This is a genomic window from gamma proteobacterium symbiont of Scutellera amethystina, assembly GCF_059730845.1.
The window spans coordinates 704,183-726,207 of the sequence record NZ_AP035935.1 but is presented as its reverse complement, the minus strand read 5'-3'; the positions used below and the strand labels follow the sequence as shown (position 1 = coordinate 726,207).

Sequence of the window (22,025 nt, the reverse complement as noted above, 5' to 3'; positions counted from 1 at the left end):
TATTTCAGGGCTGTCACGAGTAATAATAATGAAATTACAATCTTATGATGAGTTGAAACACAGCAAGTATCGGCTGTCGCTGATGCTATTTTTGTTTTTGAATGTCGCCGTTTCGCTTTTTTGTCTGCTGCCGTTTTTCGGCACGGATAATCCCATCAATTCGCTGCCGGTAACACTGGTGGCGGGCTTTAGCACCACGCTGCTGGCGCTATGTTTAATCGCGCCAAATCTAAAATTCCCGTTATTAAATCCTGTCGCATTGCTATTAGGCGCGCTGTGGGCCTGGCATATCAATCATCGTTACCATCTGGTGTTTTATTTTGACGGTAGCTTTTTAATAATCAGTCTGCTGAGCGTATTTTTTATCAGCGCGATTGCCCTGAGTGATTATTTGCTTGCGTTCTGTTTACATATTACGCCACCGGTATTAACCGTACTGTTACTGGATGATGGTCAGCATTTAATGACCATTCTGTTCACCATTACGCTGCCGCTGATCGGCTTCTCGCTGCACCATTTGATGCGCCGCCGCTTCGACACCTTCACCCTGCGGCTGGTGCGCCAGCTGTATGAGGAGAAGCAAAGTTTCAGCGACCTGAGCATGCTCGATCCGCTCACCGGCCTGTATAACCGGCGCGGGCTGAAGAACCGGCTGGATACCATCATGGAAAATCATGCCGGCAGCCACTTTGTGCTGCTGCTGGATATCGATCACTTCAAGGCCTACAACGATAACTACGGTCATGCCATGGGCGATCAGGCGCTGGCGCGGGTGTCGGTTGCCATTCGCGATGCGGTGCGCTCGCGCGATGTGGTGACGCGCTACGGCGGCGAAGAGTTTCTGGTGCTGATGACCAACGTTAATGCCTCGATTGCCATGAAGCTGGCCGAACGCATCCGTCAGTACGTGGTTGATCTGGAAATTCCCCACCGCTTCAATGATAAAGTCTCGACCCACGTGACCATCAGCGCCGGTATCGCGCCGATTTTCGCAGAAGACTTCGACCAGGCGGTGGCCAACGCCGACCGCGCGCTGTACGTGGCGAAGAATCAGGGGCGTAACACCATTCTGGCGTGGGAGGATTTACCGAAGCTGGCGCCGGTAAGCAGCGATCTGGTGTAAGCGGTGCGGCGACAACGCCGCGCCCTCTCCGGGGGATTTCACGCAAAATGCGCGGCAGCCAGACAGTGAGCGCTGCTGGCATCTTGCTCAGTGAATCGGGAACGATTATCATTTGTTTTTCGCTTCCCGTTTTCACTCAGGAGCCGCATGGCCATCATCACGCGTCAGGATCATCGCTTTAGCGCGCATCCGCTGATCTTTATGCAGAGCGATCGCAGCTTAGCCAGCGCGCTGGAAGATCTGATGTGCGACCAGCGCAGCTACATGCGGGAAAACGTGAAGCTGGGCAAGCCGGCCCCCGCAGGCACCCTGACGCTGGCCGAATGGTCCACACCGTTTCACTATCGCCGCCTGACGCAGCGCTACAGCGACTATCTCTATCGCCACCATCCCGATGTTCCGCAGGAAGCCAAACCGCTGCAGTCGCTGTGGGCCCAGTGGTATTTTGGCCTGCTGCTGCCACCATTAATGCTGGCGCTGCTGCAGGAGCCGCGCGCGCTCGACTGCTCGCCGCAGCGCATCCACGTTGAGTTCCACGAAAACGGCCATCCCTGCGCCTTCTGGATTGATGTGCAGGAGGATGAGGATGCGCGCTATCTCAATCCGCAGCAGCGTATCGAACGCCTGATTCAGCACGGCCTGATCCCCGCCGTTAACGGCATGGCGCAGCACGGTGATATCAACGCGCGGCTGATCTGGAACAACTTAGGCTTCTCGTTTTACTGGTTCCTTGGCGAACTGCAGCAGCAGCTGCCTGCGGCCACCCGGCATCAACTGGAACAGGCGCTGTTTTTCAGCAAATCCCTGTCCGACGGCAGTGATAATCCGCTGTATCGCACCATGATCCCGCGCAACGGCGCGATGGAGCGGCGCAGCTGCTGCCAGCGCTATCGCATTCCGGAAGTCGAACGCTGCGGTAACTGCACGTTAAATGCCGTGTAAGCGCGGCGTATTCTGTTACAGATTCTCCGTTTCTCCCGTTTACAGCTTTCCCGCCTTATGGCAGCTTTTACGCTCTGTTTTTACCGGAGAAAAAAATGAGCCTGGAGTCGGTACGGCACTTCTTTGCCGAACACGCACCGGATATCGACATCATCGAGATGCCGGAAAGCACTGCCACCGTAGAACTGGCCGCACGCGTACATGGCGTGGCGCCGGGGCAAATCGCCAAAACCCTGTCGCTGAAAGTGAAAGAGAGCGTGGTGCTGATTGTCACGCGCGGCGACGCCCGGCTGGATAACCGCAAGCTGAAGGCGGCGCTCGGGGCAAAAGCGCGCATGCTGAGCGTGGATGAGGTGGTGAACTGGACCGGCCATCCGGTCGGCGGCGTGTGCCCGTTCGGGCTGGAAAATCCGCTGACCGTCTATTGCGATGTGTCGCTGCGCAGTTTCGATGAAGTGTTACCTGCGGCCGGTTCGATTCACAGCGCGGTGCGCATTTCGCCGCAGCGCATGGCTGAGCTCACGGCGGCGAAATGGATTGACGTCTGCGAGGCGCGTTAACGCGTCTCTTTCGCCACCGCCCCGGATATTTCGATGCCGCGCGTCTCGCGGCCAAATGCCACGAACACGCAAATCAGCACCGCCACCGTGCCGGCGACAATCGCCATGCCCAGTCCGTAGTTACCGCCGTGGGCTTCGGCAATGCGTGACTGCAGCGTGGCGTTGACCGAAGCAATTAAATTCCCCAGCTGATAAACGAAGCCCGGCAGTACCGCACGCGCATTGGCCGGCACCAGCTCGGTCAGGTAGGTCGGTACCACGCCCCATGCGCCCTGCACCATAAACTGCATCAGGAACGCGCCGATCCCAATCGCCCAGGAACCGCTGGAGAACGCCCACAGCGGCAGCACCGGCAGCGCCAGAAACGACGCCAGCATGATGGCTTTTTTACGCCCGATACGCTCGGACAGCGAGCCGAACGTAATGCCGCCGAGCATCGCCGCGATGTTATAGCCGATGGCGATAATGCTCACCGTGTGGGCGTCAAACTGGTGCTGCACTTTCAGGAACGTCGGATAGAGATCCTGCGTGCCGTGGCTGAAGAAGTTAAAACAGGCCATCAGCAGCACCATGTAAATACAGATTTTCCAGTGCTGGCGGATGATGGGCAGCAGCGCGTGATTCTCTTTACGCTCGCGTGCCGCCAGCCATACCGGCGATTCCGGCACTTTAAAATAGATAAACGGCAGCAGCAGAATCGGCAGCGCGCCAATCAGGAACATGCCGCGCCAGCCCACCTGTTCGAAGAACAGGCCAAACACTATCGACGCCAGCAGATAGCCGCACGGATAACCGGCCTGGAAGATGCCGGACATCAGGCCGCGCGAACGGTCGGGAATGGTTTCCATCGCCAGCGAAGAGGCCACGCCCCAGATGCCACCCATCGCCACGCCGTAAATCACGCGGAAGGTCAGGAAGGCAGCAAAGTTGGGCGACCATGCCGACAGCAACTCAAACAGCGAAAACAGCACGATGTTGAGCATCAGGATCGGCCGGCGGCCATATTTTTCCGCCAGCCGGCCAAAGATCAATGCGCCCACCGGTCGTACGGCCAGCGTCAGCATAATGGCAATGGAAACATCGGAGACGCTGGTGTTGAAGTAGCGCGCAAGATCGCTGAGCACAAACACCAGAATAAAGAAGTCGAACGCATCCAGCGTCCAGCTGGCGAAACTGGCGAAAGCCACGTTGCGCTGGGTCGCAGTCCAGTTAAACATAAGGGTATCCTGTCTGATTGCTTCCGGCTCGCGGCCAGATTTTTATTGGAACGTTATCCAGCGAATGGTTGCACTGGTTATTATTGTGTTAACCATTTGTATATAGCATGTCAGAAAGGCGCCGCGCGGCGGGGAATTGTCAGCGAGTGATTCGCGATGTAAGGAAGCGTGTCGGCAGGAAAGCGGCGCACGGTACTCCGGCCGGGAGACCGCGCGCCGCAGCAAAATCTCAGCGTTTCAATCCGTTGAACGTCTGCTCAATCACTTCCAGCAGCAGCGGATTGTTTACGTTCTGCATCACATGCACCAGCGCGCCCGCGTCCGCCGGCACGCCGACGTCCAGCCGCAGCGGCGTGCGATAGCGCCAGGTCTTGCCGCGCGTGGCACCGGGACGCAGCTCGATATCGACGTGATAATCCACGCCGTCCGCCACGCGCTGGTTGAGCAGCCAGGCAATGACCAGCGCATCGTGGATCCAGCAACCCGGCAGATGGCGGGTGCGGATGGAGTAATCAATCCACGGTCGCAGCGTTTCGCGCACAAACTGCGGCAGTGGATGATCGCAGGCGGTCAGACGCGTGAGATCCTGATGGGTCAGCAGCGTCTGCGTGGTGGCATCCATCGGCACCAGCGTGATGGTGGCGCCGCTGTGCAGCACCTGATGCGCCGCTTCCGGATCGAGGCCAAAATTGGTGTCTTTGATGTAGTCGTCCAGCGCGAATACGCCGCCCATGATGACGATCTCCGCTACGGAATCCGCCATCTGCGGATAGCGCTGCAGCGCCTGCGCCACGTTGGTCAGCGGGCCTATTGCCACCAGCGTAAACTCGCCGGGATTGTCGCAAATCAGCTGGCCCATCACGCCCGCCGCATCGTTGCCGTCCGCTGCCACCGTCTGCGGCTGGCGCACGCCGCGCCACAGTTCGCCCAGCGCCGGGTCGGCGACGTTATCCAGCCGCGCGCGCCACGGCGCCGGATCTTCGCGCAGCGCCTGCAGCGCGCCCTGCACCACCGGAATGTTCAGTCCGAGCCGCTGCAGCAGATCTTTAGCCACCCGCGCTCCCACCGCGCTCGGCGTGTTGCCACTCACGGTGGTGATCAGCTCAACGGCCAGCGCGCGTGACGCCAGCGCTAAGGCCAGCGCCAGCCCGTCATCGGTGTTAGCGCCAGCAATACCATTCCCCGGATCACAATCAATAATTAGTCTTTTCATAATGTTATATATTTATTTTTGTTGAGATAGCTGGCAGCCACAGGACTCACCGATCTCCAGATGGTGAGGAAATTCGGCCAGCTGCGCCTCGCCATGACCGTTTTTCAGCATGGCGATGGCGCTGCGTGCCATTTCGCGCAGCGGCTGGCGCACGGTGGTGAGCGTGGGCACATGAAAGGCCGATTGCTCGGTACCGTTGAAACACACCAGCGCGACATCGTGCGGCACGCGCAGACCGTGTTCGGACAGCGCGCGGATACAGCCAATCGCCTGCCCTTCGTTACTGGTAAACAGCGCGCGCGGCACCCGGCCGCTGGCAATCATGCGCTGCCCGGCGTCGTAGCCGCCCTGGCGTGAATAGCCGGCCGGAAAAATCAGCGCTTCATCTACCGTCAGCCCGTGCTGCGCCATGGCGTCGCGCCAGCCCTGAATACGATCCTGCGCGTTAAGCATCTCACGCGGACCGCTGATCATGCCGACCTGCTGATAGCCGTGGCTGAGCAGATGCGCCGTGACCTGACGCGCCGCTTCACGTTCGTTCACGCACAGCATGCTGACGCCGGGGCGCGGTTCGATGCGGTCCAGCATCACCAGCGGCGTTCCGCTCGCCTGGATGACATCAATATAGGGATGGCGATCGACGCTGGTGTAAAACAGGCCATCCACCTGGCGATTCAGCAAACCCTGAATCAGCTCCAGCTCGCGCTGGCGATCGTCGCCGGCATCGCCCAGCAGCATTACGTGGCCGTGGTTCAGCGACTCCTGCAGCAGCACGTGCGCCATTGAGGCGACAAACGGGTTTGCGATATTCGGCACGATCAGGCCAAAGGTTTTGGTACTGCCTGAGGCCAGCGCGCGCGCCACCGCATTCGGGCGATAGCCGGTTTGCTGGATGGCGGCCAGCACGCGCTGACGCGTGGCTTCGGCCACCGGACGCGGTCCGTTGTTGATCACATAGCTGACCACCGCCACCGAGGTTCCGGCGGCTTTGGCGACGTCACTGCGTGTCACATTTCCGGTTGGGGATTTCGCCAATATTGCCTCTGCGTTAATGCCGCTGGCCGGGAGTACCGGCCAGCGTAATCAAAGAATGTTGCACGATCCTGCGCGTCAGATAGCATCCTCCGGCAGATTCAGATCGCGTCCGCGCGTTTCCGGTGCCACAAAGGTGGTGAGGAAACCGATGGTCGCCATGGCCGAGAAGTACACGGCAATCGGCCACCAGTGGCCGGTAAACGACAGCAGCGCCGCCGCCACCAGCGGTGCGGTGCCTCCTGAAAGGATAGACCCCAGCTCTTTGGCAACCGCCATTTTGGTGTAACGGTGTTTGACGCCAAACATCTCCACGCCCCACGCCGCCTGCACGCCAAAGATGCCCAGCGACGCCAGCGCCATGCCCACCACAATCACCGGAATCACGATGGCCGGCTCGCGGCTGTCCATCAGGCTAAAGGCGGGCCAGGCGTAGACCATCAGTAACAGGCAGAAGCCGCGATAGGTGATGCGTCGGCCAAAGCGATCTGACAGCCAGCCGGCAAACGGGATGATCAGGAAACCGAGCAGCGAGGCGATGAACACCGCGGTGGTCGGCACCGATTTGTCCAGCATCAGCACTTTGGCGACGTAGCCGACGATAAAGCCCTGTGCCAGATAGGACGGGCCGTTCTCACCGATGCGCAGGCCCACCATGGTCCAGAAGGCGCGGCTGCGCTGCCAGAAGCTGCGGCTATCGGGTTGCGTCGCGCTTTGCGCCAGCGTTTCATGGCGCTGCGCCTGCAGTTCCGCCTGCTGACGCTCAAACACCGGCGTTTCACGCAGATGACGGCGAATCCACAGCGCGACCGCAGCAATCAACACGCTGCTGAGGAACGGAATACGCCAGCCCCAGTCGAGCAGCGTGGCTTTATCCATCTGGATCACCGCCAGCCACACCAGCGACGCAATCAGCGTGCCGCTGTTGGAACCAAGCGCAATCACCGACGACACCAGGCCACGGCGCTCAACCGGCGCGTATTCACCCAGCATCACCGTGCCGCCCGAGAGCTCTGCGCCTGCGCCCAGCCCCTGCGTGAAACGCAGCAGCACCAGGCAGGCCGGCGCCCACAGACCAATCGTTGCATAGGAAGGAATCAGGCCGATCAGCGTGGTCGAAGCGCCCATCAGAATGATGGTGCTGATCATCACTACCTTGCGGCCCTTGCGATCGCCAATCCAGCCAAACAGCAGCGCCCCGATTGGGCGCGCAATAAAGCCGACCGACCAGGTGGCAAAGCTGGAGAGCAGCGCCATCGCCGGGGTGGCTTCGGGGAAGAATACATCGCCAAAAATGATGCCGGCAGCGAGGCCATATAGGGCGAAATCCGCGTATTCCATCGCGGTGCCCAGCCAGCAGGAGAAGGTGGCGCGCCAGAAATCTTTGCGCCCGGAGGTGGTTTCCAGCCGCGCATCGGCGGCGGAAGCGGGTGAACCTTGTTGCGTAACGGAGTGATGTACCGTCATAACCATTTCCCTGAAAGAGGTGAAAACAGTAAACGCCCATCCGTGGGTCGGTTCCCTGGCAACAAGCGGAACTCCCCGGTGGCGACGTTCAGTAGGCAAACCTGGATGAAAGGTCAGTAAAGAATTCCCTGGTGTTGGAATTCATCTATTTGCCTGATTTCGCCGATGTTTTTTTCATCGATCGCATTAGCACGGCAAATGTAACTGGGTCATCTCAAGGCCAACTTCGTCTCTGGCACCGTGAGTTGTCACTGTGAAGACAGTCTATCTACGCGCGTAGATAAATCAAGTGATCAACAGGAAAATAATTAACTTATCTTCACAATGGCGCAGGAGAAAAAGATAAAATTGGCGTTAATTCATGACATTACATTACAGCCAGCGTCATAAAAAAATCCACGCACGCTGCGTGATTAACGACTATTGCTTATCATTGGCAAAAACGGCGACCAAACTTTCACCGCGCCGTTTTCGCACATTTCAGTTAAGTTTTGATGACACCCGGGCATTATTCTTAAAACCGCCCGGGCCGCGCGAAATCCTGCGCGCCTGCAGTAGACTGGATGACCTTCACTCAGGAGCATTATGACCATTATCCTCATGCGACACGGCAAGCCAGACCATCCGGTAAGCGGGCGCTTTACGGCGCGGGCGCTGGCGGACTGGTGTGAAGGCTACGACCAGGCGGTGATTTGTGATGCGCCGCCGCCGCGCAGTATGGCGATTGCGCGCATGGCCAGCGTAATTGCCTGCAGTCCGTTGCCGCGTGCGCGTTCGTCGCTGGCGCGGCTCGGTCTGCAGGCGCAGGACGTGGATGAGGTGTTCAGTGAAGTGGCGATGCCGCTGCTGCCGTTTGCGCGCCTGCATCTGCCGCTGACGCTGTGGCTGGCGCTGCTGCGCCTGCTGTGGCTATGCGGTTACGCCGGACGCGTGGAATCAGTGCAGCATGCCCGGCAGCGCGCGCAGCGGGCGGCAGACAAACTGATTGCCCTGTCGCAACAGGGCACGGTGCTGCTGGTGGGCCACGGTATTATGAACAAACTGATTGCGCGCCAACTGCGCAAGCGCGGCTGGCAGGCAGAAAAACACGCCAGCAGCCGCCACTGGAGCAGCGCGATTTATCACCGGCCGTTTATTTGATGGCGGCCGTCGCACTCAGGACAATAGCTGAAAGTAGCTCAGGACTTCGCAGCCGGTGCCAGCCTGCGGCGTGGCGATAACCTTCATCTGCGTCAGATCGATCAGGCTAAGCGAACCGTCACCCTGATTAGCGATCAGCAGGCTGCGGTTATCGGCGCTAAAACAGCCATCCATCGGCTGATTGCCGACCGCAACGTCACCCAACGGATTAAGCAAGTCGTCAAACAGCGTCACCACTCCTTCCCCGTCGCCAATCGCCACCAGCCGCTCACCGTTGGCGCTGAAGCGCACCACCTGGCACGGCTGCTGATGGCCGGGCAGCGTGATGCGCTGGCGGATACGATGGCTCTGACGATCCACCACGTACAGCAGCGGCGCGTCTGCCGCGCTGGCCACCAGGTAAGGGTGCTTTGGCGAGGCGGCAATGCCGGCAATCGGTCCTGGCAGCAGGATGTTATCAATGATGCGCCCTTCCGCCTCGCACAAATCCACCACCGTGATGCTGGCGTCCTCTTCGTTTTCAGTAAACAGCTTGCGGCCGCTGGGCGACAGCGTCAGCCGGTGCGCGTTGTGCGACGGCAGCCGGATGGTTTTCTCCAGCGTGTCGCTGTGCGGATCGATCACTGCCACCGCGGCACTGTGTTCACAGCAAAGATACACTTTGCCATCGCGCCCCAGCTGGCCGCTGTGCGGCGCCTTGAGCGGTGACAGATCGATAAAGCCGCTAATCTGCCGCCGGCGCAAATCGATAATCGCCACCTTGTGCCCCGGATGCGGATTGTCGCCGTGGACGCCATCACCGTAGATCGGCACATACGCCTTCTCCAGCGCGGGCAGCATCAGCAGCTCATGCGGTCGCGGCGGTAAGGCATTCAGCTCCTGCTCAACGGCGAAGCTGTCGGGATTGAGAAACAGCACGCGGTTGCCCTGCTTATCAACCGCCAGTAACCCACGCTTGTGTGGCTGCATAGTGCCTCCTTTTTTTCGTTGCCTGCTTTAAGCGTAGCTAACCTGCTTCCGCGTTGGGCAAGCGGCGGCCAGGCCAGAGGAAAATACAGCGCGGTTAACGGACCGCCGATCGCTCATTTTTATTCCGCGCCGCAGCCTGCGCCTGCAGAGGGGTATTTTATTAGGAATAGTCTTAATCGAGCAAAAATAAAAAACGCACTCCCTCATCATTTTATTGATACCTCTTTTTAGCCATCCCGGATCCCGGCGTTTCCGGTAAATCTGAAAGCGAAAAAAATTCGTAGCCTTGCCGCTGCGGATCGATTATTAAGCAAGGGTAGTCTTTTTACACACAGCCGTCAGGACACATAAGCGCGCTCAAGCCGCCAGCATCAGGGAATCTTTGCTCCCCATAATCACAATAATCAGGTGCATCATGACAAAAAAACGTCTCCAGCCAGCCCTTACGCTCTGGCAACACTGGCAGAGAATCGCCTTTACCGGCCAGACATTACTGCAGAAAAAACAGCATACTGCGCTCTGCGCGCCGGAATATGATCCCAGCGAAGAGGACAATATCGTGTTGCTTTCGGGTGAGAAAGCGCTGCCGGAAATACCCAAAAAAATCTGGATGTACTGGGAAAATGAATATTTACCGAAATCGATGGCGTTAAATATCCAGCAGCTGCGTCAGGATAATCCCGACCATCAGGTGTATGTATTAAACCGTTTAACGCTTAAAGAAGTCCTGCCGGATTTTATTTTTACCTCGACACAATTAAGTGAGCAGCAAAAAAGTGAAGTCATTCGCCTCGAATTATTATTACGCTACGGCGGTATTGCGATTGACTGCAGCACGCTGTTATTTGAAGACCTGAGCTGGGTGCACCGTGCGCATCAGGAACGCCGCATGGATGTGATTGGCTATTACCGTGAAATTGCCACCGTCAACTATCTGGCACCGGTGATTGAAAACTGGTTTCTTGCCGCTGCGCCCAATAATCCTTTTATTCGCGAGTGGCAAAAACAGTACGCGCCGATCAAGCATCTGGGGGCGCACAACTATTTTAATGAGCTGGCAAAGCGCGATGATTTTGCCCTGCTGACGCAGAAAATCGCCGAGCCCGCACAGCAGCTGGGTTCGCTGGCGCAGCAGGCGGCGATGCGCGAACATCGCCGCGTGAACCTGTATCTGCGTAAATGTGAGGCCAACGCCTATTACTATCAGCGGCTGAGCAACTGGCAAAGTGACGCCTTTGCGCACACGGTGCTATTCCATCAGCGCCCGCATACGCCGCCGCCGGTGATCAAGCTGAGCGGCATTGAGCAGCTGCATCTCGACTTCAATCTGCGTCTCGGTAACTATAACCGTCGCAGCCTGCTGGGGGCGATGATGCAGCCCACAGCACCGCTCAGCGCGCCGCTGGCCTCACCCATCAACAAAGCGCGTGCGTAGCCAGTGGATAAAGGTGGTGACGGCACGCGGTACCTGCGCTGCGTAAGGCCGCACCACCCACAGGCGGTCGGCAAAGGCATCGACCGCCTGCCACTCCGGCAGCACCTGCTGCAGCGTGCCGCTGGCCAGCGCCGCGCTGGCGCTGAAGTCCGGCAGCATGGCAATGCCCAGCCCCTGCAGCGCAGCGTCACGAATCGACTCGCTGTTATTAGTGGCGAAATTACCCTGAATCTTCACCTGCACCGTTTCGTTGTCATCGCTGTGCAGACGAAAGCGCCACTGCGGCGACTCCAGCCCGCGCGGATAATAGAGGCAGTTATGCTGCTGCAGCGCCTGCGGCGTATCTGGCGTACCGTGACGGGTCAGATAATCCGGCGCGGCCACCAGCAGCGTGCGCGTTTCACACAGCGGCAGCGCGACGTGCGTTTCCGGCAGCTGCTGGCTGTGGCGAATGGCGAGATCGAATCCTTCGCTGCCCAGCGACACCAGCCGATCGCTGACGTTAAGCTGCAACCGCACCTGCGGGTAGTCGCGCAGAAAGTCGCCGATAATCGGCACCAGCTGCTGCCGGGCAAACGCCACCGGCGCGCTGATGCGCACCAGGCCGCGCACCGGCCCGGCTTCGTCACGCACGCTAAAGAAGCTCTGCGCGATGCGCGCAAACGGCTCACGCAGGTCGTCCACCAGCTTTTCACCGGCCGACGTCAGCCGCACGCTGCGCGTGGTGCGCTGCACCAGCGCCACGCCCGCCATCTGCTCCAGTTCTTTGACTTTCTGGCTCATCGCCGCTTTACTGACATCCAGGCGTTCAGCCGCGCGGGTAAAACTGCCCTGTTCCGCCAGCACCGTCAGCCAGTGCAAATGCACCCAGAGTGCATCGGTTTTAATTTCTTTCATCAGGATTGTTCAAAATAATAAATAATCATTTTAATCAGCGCGCTTTTTCTTTCCGGCAGCAAGCGGCAGCATAGCGTTTCATCCTACTCTTTCCGCGTGGGCAAAAACGAGGATTTATTGATGCCGTTACTGACTTTTGATGTTATTCAGGGCCGTTCTGAAGCAGAGATTCGTACCTTACTCGACGCCGCGCATCGCGCGGTACTCACGGCATTTAAGGTTCCGGCGCGCGATCGTTACCAGATTGTTCATGAAAACAAGCGTTATCAGATGGTCTTTCAGGATACCGGGCTGGGCTTTACGCGCAGCGACAATCTGGTGATGGTGCGCGTGTACACCAGCCCAAGAAGTGAAGAACAGAAAACGCACTTCATGGCAGAGTTAGCGCGCGAGTTGCGGGAGAATTGTGGCGTGCAGGGCAACGATCTGATGATCAGTTTTATCACCAACAGCAAAGGTGACTGGAGCTTTGCCGACGGCGAAGCGCAGTATCTCACCGGTAAGCTGTAACACCCGCGCCCGCCCTGGCTGGCAGCAGCGCGCCGGTTGCTGCCAGACTAAATCAGACTCCGCCTAAACCCGCCTTAAACGATTCGCAATGCATCGCACAAATCTGGTTGGATGTGTTGCAGCCCTGTGACAGCCAATATAGATTGACGCAAAACCCCCGCAGAGGGCCGCAGACGCAGGTAACGCGTTTTTTTTACTTAATGTGAGGATCTGCCGTTGGAGTTGCTTTCAATAGTGCTCTTTTTGGCTGCGATCGCAGTCTATTCGTATAAAGCCGGGCGAAATAAATTCTGGTTTATCCTGATCTTGCTGCTGCTCACCCTGTTCATCGTGCTCAACGCTACGCTGTATGCCAGCAACTATTTTACCGGCGATGGCATCAACGATGCGGTGCTCTATACCCTGACCAACAGCCTGACCGGCGCGGGCGTGAGCAAATATGTGGTACCGGCGCTTGGCTTGATCATCGGCCTGTTTTTACTGTTTTGTTTTCTCTCCTGGGTGCTGCGCCGGCATAAACGTCCGCATCATCTCGGCTGGAGCCTGCTGGCGATCGCCTGTGCTGCCGGCTCGGTGCAAACCACGCCGGCGTTTCGCCAGGTAAAAGAGCTGATCGCTTCTCACGCGCGTCAGGCCGATTCGGATTTCGAAACCTATTACAAAACGCCGAACAAGCAGATTAACGCGCCGAAGCTCAACCTGGTGTATATCTACGGCGAAAGCCTTGAGCGCACCTACTTCGATCAACAGGCTTTTCCTGGACTGGCACCAGAGCTGAGCCGCGAAAAAGATCACAGCATTGACTTCAGCAACACCGAACAACTGCCCGGCACCGATTACACCATCGCCGGCCTGGTGGCGTCGCAGTGCGGTATTCCGCTGTTTGCGCCGTTCGACGGCAACGCCTCGGCTTCGCTTTCCAGCTTCTATCCGCAAAATATCTGCCTCGGCGATATCCTCAAACACTCCGGCTATGAGAACTGGTTTATTCAGGGCGCAGACCTGCGCTTTGCCGGTAAAGACACCTTTTTGCTGTCACACGGTTTTGATGCCGCCAACATGTACGGCTCGCAGGAGCTGAAGAGCCGCGTCGCCGACCCCAGCTACCGTAATAACTGGGGCTTTTACGACGATACGGTGATGGATGAAGTGTTTGAAAAATATGAGGAGCTGTCGCGTCAGCAGAAACGCTTTGCGCTGTTTACGCTCACCGTGGACACCCATCATCCGGACGGCTTTATTTCGCGCAGCTGTCAGCGCAAAAGTTACAGCTATGACGGCAAACCCAATCAGTCGTTTAGCGCGGTGGCCTGTTCCCAGGAGCACGTGGCGCGCCTGATTGCCCGCATCAAAGCCTCGCCGTGGTTTAAAAACACCGTGATTGTGGTGAGTTCCGATCACCTGGCGATGAATAACACGGCGCATCAGTATCTGATCAAGCAGCCGCGCCGCGATCTGTTTATGGTGATCCGTGGCGATCAGCCGCAGGCCGAGGTGCTGGACGGCAAGCGCAGCACGCTGGATAACGGCGCCACGGTGCTGGATATTCTCGGCGGTGATAACGCGATTGGCCTTGGCCGCAGCGGGCTGTCTTCGGCCTCGCTCTCCAGCCAGTTCGATGACATGGCGAAGAAGGTCACGGCGTGGAAAGCCGATATCATTCAGCTGTGGAATTTCCCCAGCCAGATGAAAACGTTCACCATCGACCAGCCCAAAAACACCTTTAGCTTCTCGGGCGCGACGTTCAGGCTGCCGATCCTGTTCCGCGTATCCGATCATCAGGTAGAGCCGCTGCCGGAAGGCGAATACGCCGCGCCGCTGCGCTTCCAGCTGGCCGATTTTGCCGCCAGCGATAAGTTTGTCTGGGTCGATCGCTGCTTCAAAATGGGCCGGCTGTGGCAGCCGGCGCTGGCGCTGTCGACCGATCTCTGTCTGGCGATGGGCCAGACCGGCGGACAACCCACGGTAACGCGCATAGACCAGCCGGTGTGGCAGGGCAAAGCGCAGTTCCCGCAGGTGAAAGTCAGCGCGGCGACCTATCAGCTCAACGAGCAGCAAATGCGCATTGAGGACAATGCCATTCGCTACCAGGCGGACAGCTTCCTGCTGACCGTGCCGGGCGCGCCGGCCAGCGTGAAGCGCTTTAGCGGTATTTCGCGGCCGGAAAGCTGGGGGCGCTGGTCGAACGCCAACCTCGCGCCGGAGGTGAACATTGAATATGTCGATCCGCTGCCGGCGCGTTTTGACGTAGTGATCACCGCACGCGCCTATGGGGCTAACGCCCATCGACCGATTCCGGTGCGCGTCGGCGAGCAAGTGCAGCAGCTCAATCTGGGTGACGCGTTCTCCACGCAGACGCTGCATTTCACCAACCCCGGCGCCAGCCGCAACCTGATCATCACGCCGCCAGAACCACAGCTGTCTAATCTCGGCAACATTACCGGCCAGGATCCACGCAAACTCGGTATCGGCATGGCGGAGATAAAAATAATTCCGCAGCCCGAAAAGTGATAAAAATGCGTGCCAGACCAGGGCCTGCCAGCGTGCAGGCCCTTTTTATTGCCGCTTAGCGTTACTCTTTGTACGAATTGATATTTTTCGAGACGTCGCGCAAAATTCACATCATCACATGGTGCAACTATCACCACCTGGATAACCTTACTGGCAACAGGAAAGGCGACCAGGAGCAACAGGGATGATACCGACGATGATGAACACCCATAAGGCATTCAAAGCGCTGCAGCAGGCGGGCGTGGCCGATCACCAGGCCGAAGTGATGGTCGACATTTTTGCCGAAATGCAGCAGGAAAACAGCCTGACCAAAACGCACCTTTCGCAGGCCATGGAAGGCGTGATGCGGGCAAATCACGCCACCGCGCAACGTGTCGATAAACTGGCACAGAGCCTCAGGCATTTTGAAAATGAGGTCCGCCATACGTTTAAGGCCATTGAGCTGCGGTTTGATAACGTCGATGAGCAATTCCGGAAAATTGATCAACGCTTTGAACAAATCGATCCACGCTTCGAAAAGATGGATGCGCAATTCAAAGAAATCGATAAACGCTTTGAAAAGGTGGATGCGCAATTCAGGACAATCGATCAACGTTTTGAACAAATCGATGAGCGATTCAGGCAAATTGATAAACGCTTTGAAAAAGTGGATGAGCGCCTGCTGGATCTCGACCATCGCATGCAGCTCGGTTTCAATGAGCTCAAACGCGATAATCTCTGGCATCGGCGGCTGATGATGGCGATGGCCAGTGCCTTTGTGTTGTCAGCCGCCAAATATATTTTTGCCGGTTAGCCGGGTAGCCAGCCCGGCCCGCGCGTCAGGCCTGACGTAATGTCTCCAGCCTGGCGCGTTGTTGCCCACGGGCGTCGAAATTGTCTGCCGCCAGCCAGCGCTCAAAGCCCAGCTTCACCTGCGGCCATTCGCTGTCGATGATAGAGAACCAGGCGGTATCCCGGCTGCGATTTTTATACACCACCACCTGACGGAACGTGCCTTCATAACGGAAGCCCAGCCGCAGTGCGGCGTTGTACGACGGCTGGTTACAGCTGTCGCATTTCCACTCGTAGCGACGATAGCCGAGTTGTTCGAAGGCGTAACGCATCAGCAGATAGTGGGCTTCGGTGGCCATGCGGGTTTGCTTCAGCAACGGAGAGAACACCACAAAGCCGACCTCCATCACGCCGTGCTGCGGTTCAATGCGCATCAGCGCCAGCGAGCCGACCGCCTGCCCGCTTTGCCGGTCAATAACCGCGAAGTGCAGGTAATCCGGACTCTGCTGGCACTGCTGCGCAAATGCCAGATAAGACGCTTCATCGTCAAAGCGCCCGACCGGCAGCCAGGTCCAGTCGCGGTCATCTTCCGCCAGCGCATAAGCCGCATACAGCTCGCGACCGTGACGTGCGGCATCCAGCGGCTCCAGCCGGCAATACTGGCCGGTGAAAATCTGCCCCTGCGGCAGCGGGCGCGGCTGCCACGCCTCCAGCGCCGGGCCGATGGGTTGTCCATAACGATTGGTCTGCGATGACATACGGCGATTCCTTCTGTGTGAGAGTGACAGCGTGCAGCGTGCCACTTTGCTGGTTCCGGAAAAAGCGCCACAATGTGACAAATCGATAGATCCACGGAGGCGCCGATGCGTGCATTAAACCGGCAATCGCTGCTGCTGGCACCGTTAGAGGCCGACGGCAGCCTGACGCTGCAACAGCAGCTGTATCAGCGGCTGCGCCAGGCGATACTGAATGGTCAGCTGGCGGCGGGCACGCGCCTGCCGGCGACCCGCCAGCTGGCGGCTGAACTGCAGGTGTCGCGCAATACGGTGATCGCCGTCTGGTCACAGCTGCAGGCGGAAGGATTTATCCTCAGCGACCGCCAGGGAAGCCGCGTCAGCCGGCTGGCGCACACGCCGCTGCCGGCGCAGGCGTCCGACGACAGCACCGACTGGCCGGTTTCCGCGCGCGCTGCCCGGTTGCATTCGCTGCATCGCCTCTCCAGCCAGGAGCTGGCGCTGCGCCCGAGCACGCCGGCGCTGGCGCATTTCCCGCTGGCGCAGTGGCGTCGCGCGCTCAATCAAACCGCGCAGCAGGCACAGCTGCTGGGCTACGGCGATCCGCTGGGTGAGCTGGCGCTGCGTGAGGCGCTGGCGCAGCATCTGGCCTTGGCGCGCGGCGTGCGCTGTGCGCCGCAGCAGATTGTGATTACCGAAGGTGCGCAGCAGGCGCTGACGCTGTGCGTCGCGCTGCTCACCAATCGTGGTGACACCGGCTGGGTGGAAGAGCCGGGCTATCGCGGCGCCAAAGCGGCGATGCGCCTCGGCGATCTGCAGATCGAACCGATTGCCGTAGATGCGCAGGGACTGGCACCGACAGCGCAGGACTGGCAGCAGCGCCCGCCACGGCTGATTTACACCACGCCGACGCATCAGTATCCCACCGGCGCGATCATGAGCGCCGCGCGCCGGCTGGCGCTGCTGGCGGCGGCACAGCGGCATCAGGCGTGGATTATTGAAGATGATTACGACAGCGATTTTCGCTACAGCGGCGAGCCCATTGCCGCGATGCAGGGTATGGCGCAGCCGACGCCGGTGATTTACATCGGCTCCTTCAGCAAGACCCTGTTTCCGGCGCTGCGCATCGGCTACATGGTGCTGCCCGCCCCACTGCTGCCACGGCTGCGGCCAGCCTTGCATGAGCTGTTACGCGGCGGTAACCGGCCGGAACAGCAGGCGCTGGCGCTGTTTTTACGCAGCGGGGATTTCAATCGCCACCTGAGCAAAATGCGCCGCCTGTATCGTCAGCGGCAGGCCACGCTGCGGGCTGCGCTACAGGAGACATTTGGTGCTCAGGTGCCGCTGCTGGGCGGTGAGTGCGGTATGCATCTGGTGTTGCCGCTGGCGGATACGGTGGATGATGTGGCGCTGACGGCGCAGCTGTTTCGCCATGGCTATGCGCCTGGCGCGCTGTCAGGCTTTTATCTGGGCGGGCAAAAACAGCAGGGACTGGTGCTGGGATACGGTAATACCAGCACCAGTCAGATAATGGCAGGCGTGGCGCAGTTAGCGCGCCTGCTGCCGGGCATTAACCCTTGAAGAAAATGTCGCCGGATTTGCCCATCACGATCTTGCCGCTGTCGTCGGTGATCAGGATGTAGTTAGCGTTGATGTAAGCCCAGTGCGTGCCTTCCTGCGGTGCAGGCAGGTGGCGCGGCTGCCACTCAACGATGGTGTACTGCTTTTTACGGTACTCATCCGGCACGACGTCACCGACTTTATACTCTTTGTAATCGATGATGATGGTGTGCAGATCGTAATTATTGGCGGCGGATGGCGCTTCACCCGGACCGTTTTGTGACGGGCGAATCGGCGCAACATCGCCACTGGATTCTGCCGGTTCACTGCTGGCGGGCGCATCGCTGGTGGCCGCTGGCGCTGAGGCGTCCGGTGCGGTTTGCTGCACCTGCGGCGGCATCGGTACGCTATCGGTTTGCTCACCTTCTGCCAGTGCTGCTGGCGTCAGGCTTAAAGCGCCCAGAAAAATTCCTGCTGAAAGAAGGGTGACGTGTGTCCTGCGCATTGGTGATTTCCACTCTGGTTAATTATTTAACTGTCCCATTTACTGACAAGCGCCACGTGCGGAAGGTTCCCGCGCCGCGCTTAGCGCGTCAAATTTCGCTCCACAGCATACCTCAGGCGGCGCGCTTTGCTGAGCAGCAAAATTGCAAGCAACCGTGTTCATATCCCGGCGATCTTTACGCGCCAAATCACGCAGCAGCGCAATGCCGAGATAGTTGCTCCAGTTGAAGGCATTCTGCAGCACCACGATGGCATTGCCGTGGGCGCGATCGTAGCCGATAAAACTGGCATAACCGCCAATATACCCCACCTGATACGTGATCTGCTGCTGACCATAGGTATCGGTTACCCAGGCGATATTCTGCGCCTGGTTGCCATGCTGCTCATAAGGATGATTAACCTGCGCCAGCGCCTGACCGAGCGCGCCGTGTGCATCGCTGTGCAGATGCGCATCGAGGTAGCGAATCAGATCGCGCGCATTGCTGTACAGGCTGGCGGCCGCCACCATATTGCCGCGAAAGGCCCAGTCCGGCGTCAGCTGACCACGCGCGATCAGTTTCGGCTGATCGCCGGCGTGGCCCAGCGCGCGCCACGGATAGCCGCGCAGGGTTTGCGGATGGAAGCTGCTGCTGGTCATGCCGAGCTGACCAAACAGCTGATGCTGCGCCAGCGTTTCAATGTCCTGATGCAGGCGATGCTGCAGAATATAGCCCAGCAGCGCATAGCCGAGATTGGAGTACTGCGCCGCCGGGTGCGCGGGGGCGCTGAAATCGGCCAGATAACTCAGCACGGCATCGCTATCCAGATTGCCGTAAAAATTTTCGCCGCTGCGCAGGTAAGCCATAAATTTCAGGAACATCGGCAGATCCATATCCTGACGCGGCAGCCCTGAGGTGTGCGTGACCAGCTGCAGCAGCGTGATACGTTTTGCATCCTCACTCAGCGGCACGCCGCGCGGCAGCAGCGTGGCCAGCGTGTCGTTCCAGTGCAGCTCGCCGCGATCCACCAGCCCGATAATGACCTCTGCGGTAACGCCTTTGCTCAGCGAGCCCAGCGCAAACAGCGTATCCGGCGTGATGGGATAACGCTGACGCGCATCGGTGACGCCATAGCTGTAAAACTGCGGCGCGCCGCGCTGGTGAATAATGGCGATGCTGATGCCGGTCACCTGCTTTTGCTGCATGTAGTGGCGCACAATGTCATCGACGTTTTCATGGAAGGAGGCGTGGGAAAGATAGACGCGATCGCCCACCGGCGCGGACGTTTGCGACAGCGTTCCGCAGCCGCTGAGCAGCAGACACAGGGCTGACAGCCGCAGGTGCAACCAGGCGCGAGAAAGCGTCAGCCACTGAAGCCTGACGAAGCGGGAAGTAGCCATCAATTGATAAGTTATTTTTTATGTTATGCAGCAGGTGCCACTGGTGTTGGTGGCGAAATATACCACAGAACAGCGGGTTCGCCACCTGTCAGCCGCAGGTGGCGCCGGGCATTATTGATTAACCGGGATAACCGATCCTTTGTAGTGCTGGTTGATAAATTCAGCAGTTTGCTTTGATTCGAGATCTTTCGCTAACGCGAGAATGCGCGGGTCGCTGGCCAGCTTTGGCGTGGTGACCAGCACGTTGGCATAGGGATTATCCTTTGCCTGTTCCAGCGCCAGTGCGTCTTTTGACGGCACCAGCCCGGCCTGCAGGGCATAGTTACCGTTAATAATCGCCAGCTGCGCATCATCCAGCGCGCGCGGCAGCTGCGGCGCTTCAACTTCAATGATCTTCAGCTGGTGCGGGTTGTCGCTAATGTCCGCCGTGGTCACCAGCGTACTGGCGCTGCGGCTTTTCAGCGTAATCAGGCCGTTGGCCTGCAGCAGATAGAGCGCGCGGCTCAGGTTAGTGACGTTGTTGGGCACCGCCACCTGCGCGCCATCCGGCAGATCTTTCAGTGATTTCACTTTGTGCGAGTAAATCCCGAGTGGCTCAATATGCACGGTCGCCACCACGGCAAATTTTTCGCCCAGCGCTTTTTCCTGATCGCGCAGATAAGGCACATGCTGGAAATAGTTGGCATCGACGTCGCCACGCGCCAGCAGCTCGTTGGCGTTTAAATTGCCGTTAAGCTCGATCACCTTCAGGTCGAGCTGTTTGTCGGTTTGTTTGATGTAGTTGAGAATCTCACTGTGCGGCACCGGATCGGCGGCCACGCGCAGTGCCGCGGCGGACGCCACGCTGCTGAACAGGGCCATCAGGGCCAGTGACGCTATCATCGTTTTCTGCATGGGCTTTCCTTACGTTTCTTATGATTTCACTGTGCTTAATGCATCAGCGTAATAGCGCTGCGCCACATCGCGATGGGAACGCAGACGCCCTTTGAGGTAGTTCCAGCCCACTTCGCGCAGCAGCGGATTGTCAGGATCGCTGGTCGGGCCGTGGGCTTCTGCCGCCAGCTGCGGCGGCAACTGATACAGCGGTACTTCGGCGTCCAGCTGCGCACCGAGGAAAAAAGCGATCGACACGCGTTCACGATTAGCCGGCGGCGACACCACGCGGTGCACGGTGGCGCGCAGATACCCATTGCTGGCAATCTCCAGCAGTTCACCGATGTTGACCACAAACGCGCCCGGTTTTGGCAACGCATCCACCCAGTGACCGGGTGACACTTCCACCTGTAAACCGGGCTGATCGTCCTGCAGCAAAAAGGTGAGGAAGCCGGAGTCTTTGTGTGCGCCGACGCCCTGCTGGCTGGCTTCTGCCGCCTGACCGGGATAACGAATCAGCTTGATGTGCTCATTAGGCTGGGTGCCATACAGCGCGTCGAACGCATCCGGCGGCAGCGCCAGCGCTTTGGCAAAGGCCCGCAGCAGGCGCAGCGCGATGGCGGTCATCGCCTGCTGCCAGGCGTGCATCACCGGACGCAATTGCGGTAACGCCTCCGGCCATAAGTTGGGCCCCTGCAGCCGTTTCCATGCTGGATCGCCCGGCTGCAGCGTCAGCGCCGCGCGTTCGGCACCGATATCAAACTGTTCACGCTGATCGCGCTGGTCGCGGGTGTATTCCACGCCGGCGTGGTTGTAGCCGCGAAAATGCGGCGAGTGGATCATCGCCACGCGCTGCTTCTCCGCCTGCGGCAGGGCAAAAAACGCCCGCGTGATACTCTGCACGTTGTGCAGCAGTTGCGGGTTGATGCCGTGATTAACCAGATAGAAGAAACCGACGTCACGCGCGGTCTCCCGCAGCTGCGCCAGGTAAGCTGCCTGCTCTGCGTCCGGTAGTTCCAGCAGGGCCAGATCCAGTACTGGCAGGGTATCCGCCATGATGTTGTCTCCTCGCTATCGGTAAATCCTGCGTTTACGCTGACATTCGCCGCCGTTTCCCGCCAATACTGTTGCGCGATAAGTTATGGCGATTCCTTTTTAGGCGCACTTCGGCTATCGATATGCAAAAAGC

General features: G+C 58.8%; 20 protein-coding genes. 9 read left to right on the top strand and 11 right to left on the bottom strand.

Annotation, left to right across the window (positions count from 1 at the left end):
* The first annotated feature begins 28 nt into the window (after positions 1 to 28).
* The 3 genes from AC6I79_RS03380 to AC6I79_RS03370 all read left to right on the top strand — a co-directional run bounded on the left by AC6I79_RS03380 (position 29) and on the right by AC6I79_RS03370 (position 2,625).
* Positions 29 to 1,123 (top strand): GGDEF domain-containing protein, encoded by a 1,095-nt coding sequence (locus AC6I79_RS03380; RefSeq protein ID WP_021506772.1) that lies wholly within the window; start codon positions 29 to 31, stop codon positions 1,121 to 1,123.
* A gap of 147 nt (positions 1,124 to 1,270) precedes the next feature.
* Positions 1,271 to 2,065 carry a siderophore-iron reductase FhuF gene (gene fhuF / locus AC6I79_RS03375; protein ID WP_159377917.1) on the top strand — a complete coding sequence of 265 codons (795 nt, stop codon included), beginning with the start codon at positions 1,271 to 1,273 and terminating at the stop codon, positions 2,063 to 2,065.
* A gap of 95 nt (positions 2,066 to 2,160) precedes the next feature.
* Entirely contained in the window at positions 2,161 to 2,625 is a 465-nt protein-coding gene (locus AC6I79_RS03370; RefSeq protein ID WP_021506770.1) for a YbaK/EbsC family protein, read from the top strand.
* Here AC6I79_RS03370 and AC6I79_RS03365 read toward each other — a convergent pair.
* From AC6I79_RS03365 to AC6I79_RS03350, 4 genes are all read right to left on the bottom strand, one after another.
* Positions 2,622 to 3,842, bottom strand: a complete 1,221-nt coding sequence (locus AC6I79_RS03365; protein ID WP_021506769.1) for an MFS transporter — start codon at positions 3,840 to 3,842, stop codon at positions 2,622 to 2,624. The two genes, AC6I79_RS03370 and AC6I79_RS03365, sit on opposite strands and share 4 nt — an antisense overlap.
* Positions 3,843 to 4,071: 229 nt before the next feature.
* The gene (locus AC6I79_RS03360; protein WP_021506768.1) at positions 4,072 to 5,055 is read right to left on the bottom strand and encodes a nucleoside hydrolase; all 984 of its coding nucleotides are present in this window, start codon (positions 5,053 to 5,055) and stop codon (positions 4,072 to 4,074) included.
* 12 nt (positions 5,056 to 5,067) lie between these two features.
* Positions 5,068 to 6,090 carry a LacI family DNA-binding transcriptional regulator gene (locus AC6I79_RS03355; protein WP_058771438.1) on the bottom strand — a complete coding sequence of 341 codons (1,023 nt, stop codon included), beginning with the start codon at positions 6,088 to 6,090 and terminating at the stop codon, positions 5,068 to 5,070.
* Between the two features lie 75 nt (positions 6,091 to 6,165).
* Positions 6,166 to 7,554, bottom strand: a complete 1,389-nt coding sequence (locus AC6I79_RS03350) for an MFS transporter (protein ID WP_021506766.1) — start codon at positions 7,552 to 7,554, stop codon at positions 6,166 to 6,168.
* A 585-nt stretch (positions 7,555 to 8,139) separates the two neighbouring features.
* On the opposite strand from AC6I79_RS03350, the gene AC6I79_RS03345 reads away from it, so the two are divergent.
* Positions 8,140 to 8,694: a histidine phosphatase family protein gene (locus AC6I79_RS03345; RefSeq protein WP_021506764.1), complete on the top strand. Its 555-nt coding sequence runs from the start codon at positions 8,140 to 8,142 to the stop codon at positions 8,692 to 8,694.
* Positions 8,695 to 8,709: 15 nt separating this feature from the next.
* On the opposite strand, the gene AC6I79_RS03340 is transcribed toward AC6I79_RS03345, so the two are convergent.
* Positions 8,710 to 9,663 carry a YncE family protein gene (locus AC6I79_RS03340; protein WP_498027570.1) on the bottom strand — a complete coding sequence of 318 codons (954 nt, stop codon included), beginning with the start codon at positions 9,661 to 9,663 and terminating at the stop codon, positions 8,710 to 8,712.
* A gap of 415 nt (positions 9,664 to 10,078) precedes the next feature.
* On the opposite strand from AC6I79_RS03340, the gene AC6I79_RS03335 reads away from it, so the two are divergent.
* The gene (locus AC6I79_RS03335; RefSeq protein ID WP_275028067.1) at positions 10,079 to 11,098 is read left to right on the top strand and encodes a glycosyltransferase family 32 protein; all 1,020 of its coding nucleotides are present in this window, start codon (positions 10,079 to 10,081) and stop codon (positions 11,096 to 11,098) included.
* On the opposite strand, the gene AC6I79_RS03330 is transcribed toward AC6I79_RS03335, so the two are convergent.
* Positions 11,072 to 11,995, bottom strand: coding sequence for a LysR family transcriptional regulator (locus AC6I79_RS03330; RefSeq protein ID WP_498027569.1), 924 nt, complete (start codon positions 11,993 to 11,995; stop codon positions 11,072 to 11,074). The two genes, AC6I79_RS03335 and AC6I79_RS03330, sit on opposite strands and share 27 nt — an antisense overlap.
* A gap of 120 nt (positions 11,996 to 12,115) precedes the next feature.
* Between AC6I79_RS03330 and AC6I79_RS03325 the strand changes: the two genes are divergently transcribed.
* The 3 genes from AC6I79_RS03325 to AC6I79_RS03315 all read left to right on the top strand — a co-directional run bounded on the left by AC6I79_RS03325 (position 12,116) and on the right by AC6I79_RS03315 (position 15,809).
* A complete protein-coding gene (locus AC6I79_RS03325; RefSeq protein WP_058757180.1) occupies positions 12,116 to 12,505 on the top strand; it encodes a tautomerase family protein in 390 nt (129 codons plus the stop codon).
* A gap of 210 nt (positions 12,506 to 12,715) precedes the next feature.
* Entirely contained in the window at positions 12,716 to 15,016 is a 2,301-nt protein-coding gene (opgB, locus tag AC6I79_RS03320; RefSeq protein ID WP_159377987.1) for a phosphatidylglycerol--membrane-oligosaccharide glycerophosphotransferase, read from the top strand.
* Positions 15,017 to 15,257: 241 nt separating this feature from the next.
* Positions 15,258 to 15,809: a hypothetical protein gene (locus AC6I79_RS03315; RefSeq protein WP_159377920.1), complete on the top strand. Its 552-nt coding sequence runs from the start codon at positions 15,258 to 15,260 to the stop codon at positions 15,807 to 15,809.
* A 25-nt stretch (positions 15,810 to 15,834) separates the two neighbouring features.
* On the opposite strand, the gene AC6I79_RS03310 is transcribed toward AC6I79_RS03315, so the two are convergent.
* Positions 15,835 to 16,545 carry a GNAT family N-acetyltransferase gene (locus tag AC6I79_RS03310; RefSeq protein ID WP_104093737.1) on the bottom strand — a complete coding sequence of 237 codons (711 nt, stop codon included), beginning with the start codon at positions 16,543 to 16,545 and terminating at the stop codon, positions 15,835 to 15,837.
* Positions 16,546 to 16,650: 105 nt separating this feature from the next.
* Here AC6I79_RS03310 and pdxR point away from each other — a divergent pair, with 105 nt between their 5' ends.
* Positions 16,651 to 18,102 carry a MocR-like pyridoxine biosynthesis transcription factor PdxR gene (gene pdxR / locus AC6I79_RS03305; RefSeq protein WP_141496399.1) on the top strand — a complete coding sequence of 484 codons (1,452 nt, stop codon included), beginning with the start codon at positions 16,651 to 16,653 and terminating at the stop codon, positions 18,100 to 18,102.
* Here pdxR and AC6I79_RS03300 read toward each other — a convergent pair.
* The 4 genes from AC6I79_RS03300 to AC6I79_RS03285 form a co-directional block, all read right to left on the bottom strand.
* Positions 18,092 to 18,586 carry an RcnB family protein gene (locus AC6I79_RS03300; protein ID WP_031279558.1) on the bottom strand — a complete coding sequence of 165 codons (495 nt, stop codon included), beginning with the start codon at positions 18,584 to 18,586 and terminating at the stop codon, positions 18,092 to 18,094. The two genes, pdxR and AC6I79_RS03300, sit on opposite strands and share 11 nt — an antisense overlap.
* A gap of 39 nt (positions 18,587 to 18,625) precedes the next feature.
* On the bottom strand, positions 18,626 to 19,963 hold the full coding sequence (locus tag AC6I79_RS03295; RefSeq protein WP_413230763.1) for a serine hydrolase domain-containing protein: 1,338 nt from the start codon (positions 19,961 to 19,963) through the stop codon (positions 18,626 to 18,628).
* Positions 19,964 to 20,074: 111 nt separating this feature from the next.
* Positions 20,075 to 20,857: a MetQ/NlpA family ABC transporter substrate-binding protein gene (locus AC6I79_RS03290; protein ID WP_159377921.1), complete on the bottom strand. Its 783-nt coding sequence runs from the start codon at positions 20,855 to 20,857 to the stop codon at positions 20,075 to 20,077.
* 18 nt (positions 20,858 to 20,875) lie between these two features.
* On the bottom strand, positions 20,876 to 21,895 hold the full coding sequence (locus AC6I79_RS03285; protein ID WP_058780927.1) for an isopenicillin N synthase family dioxygenase: 1,020 nt from the start codon (positions 21,893 to 21,895) through the stop codon (positions 20,876 to 20,878).
* Positions 21,896 to 22,025: the final 130 nt, after the last annotated feature.

Excerpts from the sequence above, each read along its gene's own strand:
- AC6I79_RS03370 (WP_021506770.1), top strand. The coding sequence starts at position 2,161 with ATGAGCCTGGAGTCGGTACGGCACTTCTTTGCCGAACACGCACCGGAT.
- AC6I79_RS03380 (WP_021506772.1), top strand. The coding sequence starts at position 29 with ATGAAATTACAATCTTATGATGAGTTGAAACACAGCAAGTATCGGCTG.
- AC6I79_RS03300 (WP_031279558.1), bottom strand. The coding sequence starts at position 18,586 with ATGCGCAGGACACACGTCACCCTTCTTTCAGCAGGAATTTTTCTGGGC.
- AC6I79_RS03290 (WP_159377921.1), bottom strand. The coding sequence starts at position 20,857 with ATGCAGAAAACGATGATAGCGTCACTGGCCCTGATGGCCCTGTTCAGC.
- AC6I79_RS03345 (WP_021506764.1), top strand. The coding sequence starts at position 8,140 with ATGACCATTATCCTCATGCGACACGGCAAGCCAGACCATCCGGTAAGC.
- AC6I79_RS03365 (WP_021506769.1), bottom strand. The coding sequence starts at position 3,842 with ATGTTTAACTGGACTGCGACCCAGCGCAACGTGGCTTTCGCCAGTTTC.
- AC6I79_RS03325 (WP_058757180.1), top strand. The coding sequence starts at position 12,116 with ATGCCGTTACTGACTTTTGATGTTATTCAGGGCCGTTCTGAAGCAGAG.
- AC6I79_RS03310 (WP_104093737.1), bottom strand. The coding sequence starts at position 16,545 with ATGTCATCGCAGACCAATCGTTATGGACAACCCATCGGCCCGGCGCTG.
- AC6I79_RS03335 (WP_275028067.1), top strand. The coding sequence starts at position 10,079 with ATGACAAAAAAACGTCTCCAGCCAGCCCTTACGCTCTGGCAACACTGG.
- AC6I79_RS03350 (WP_021506766.1), bottom strand. The coding sequence starts at position 7,554 with ATGACGGTACATCACTCCGTTACGCAACAAGGTTCACCCGCTTCCGCC.
- AC6I79_RS03340 (WP_498027570.1), bottom strand. The coding sequence starts at position 9,663 with ATGCAGCCACACAAGCGTGGGTTACTGGCGGTTGATAAGCAGGGCAAC.
- AC6I79_RS03295 (WP_413230763.1), bottom strand. The coding sequence starts at position 19,963 with ATGGCTACTTCCCGCTTCGTCAGGCTTCAGTGGCTGACGCTTTCTCGC.
- AC6I79_RS03330 (WP_498027569.1), bottom strand. The coding sequence starts at position 11,995 with ATGAAAGAAATTAAAACCGATGCACTCTGGGTGCATTTGCACTGGCTG.
- AC6I79_RS03360 (WP_021506768.1), bottom strand. The coding sequence starts at position 5,055 with ATGAAAAGACTAATTATTGATTGTGATCCGGGGAATGGTATTGCTGGC.
- fhuF (WP_159377917.1), top strand. The coding sequence starts at position 1,271 with ATGGCCATCATCACGCGTCAGGATCATCGCTTTAGCGCGCATCCGCTG.
- pdxR (WP_141496399.1), top strand. The coding sequence starts at position 16,651 with ATGCGTGCATTAAACCGGCAATCGCTGCTGCTGGCACCGTTAGAGGCC.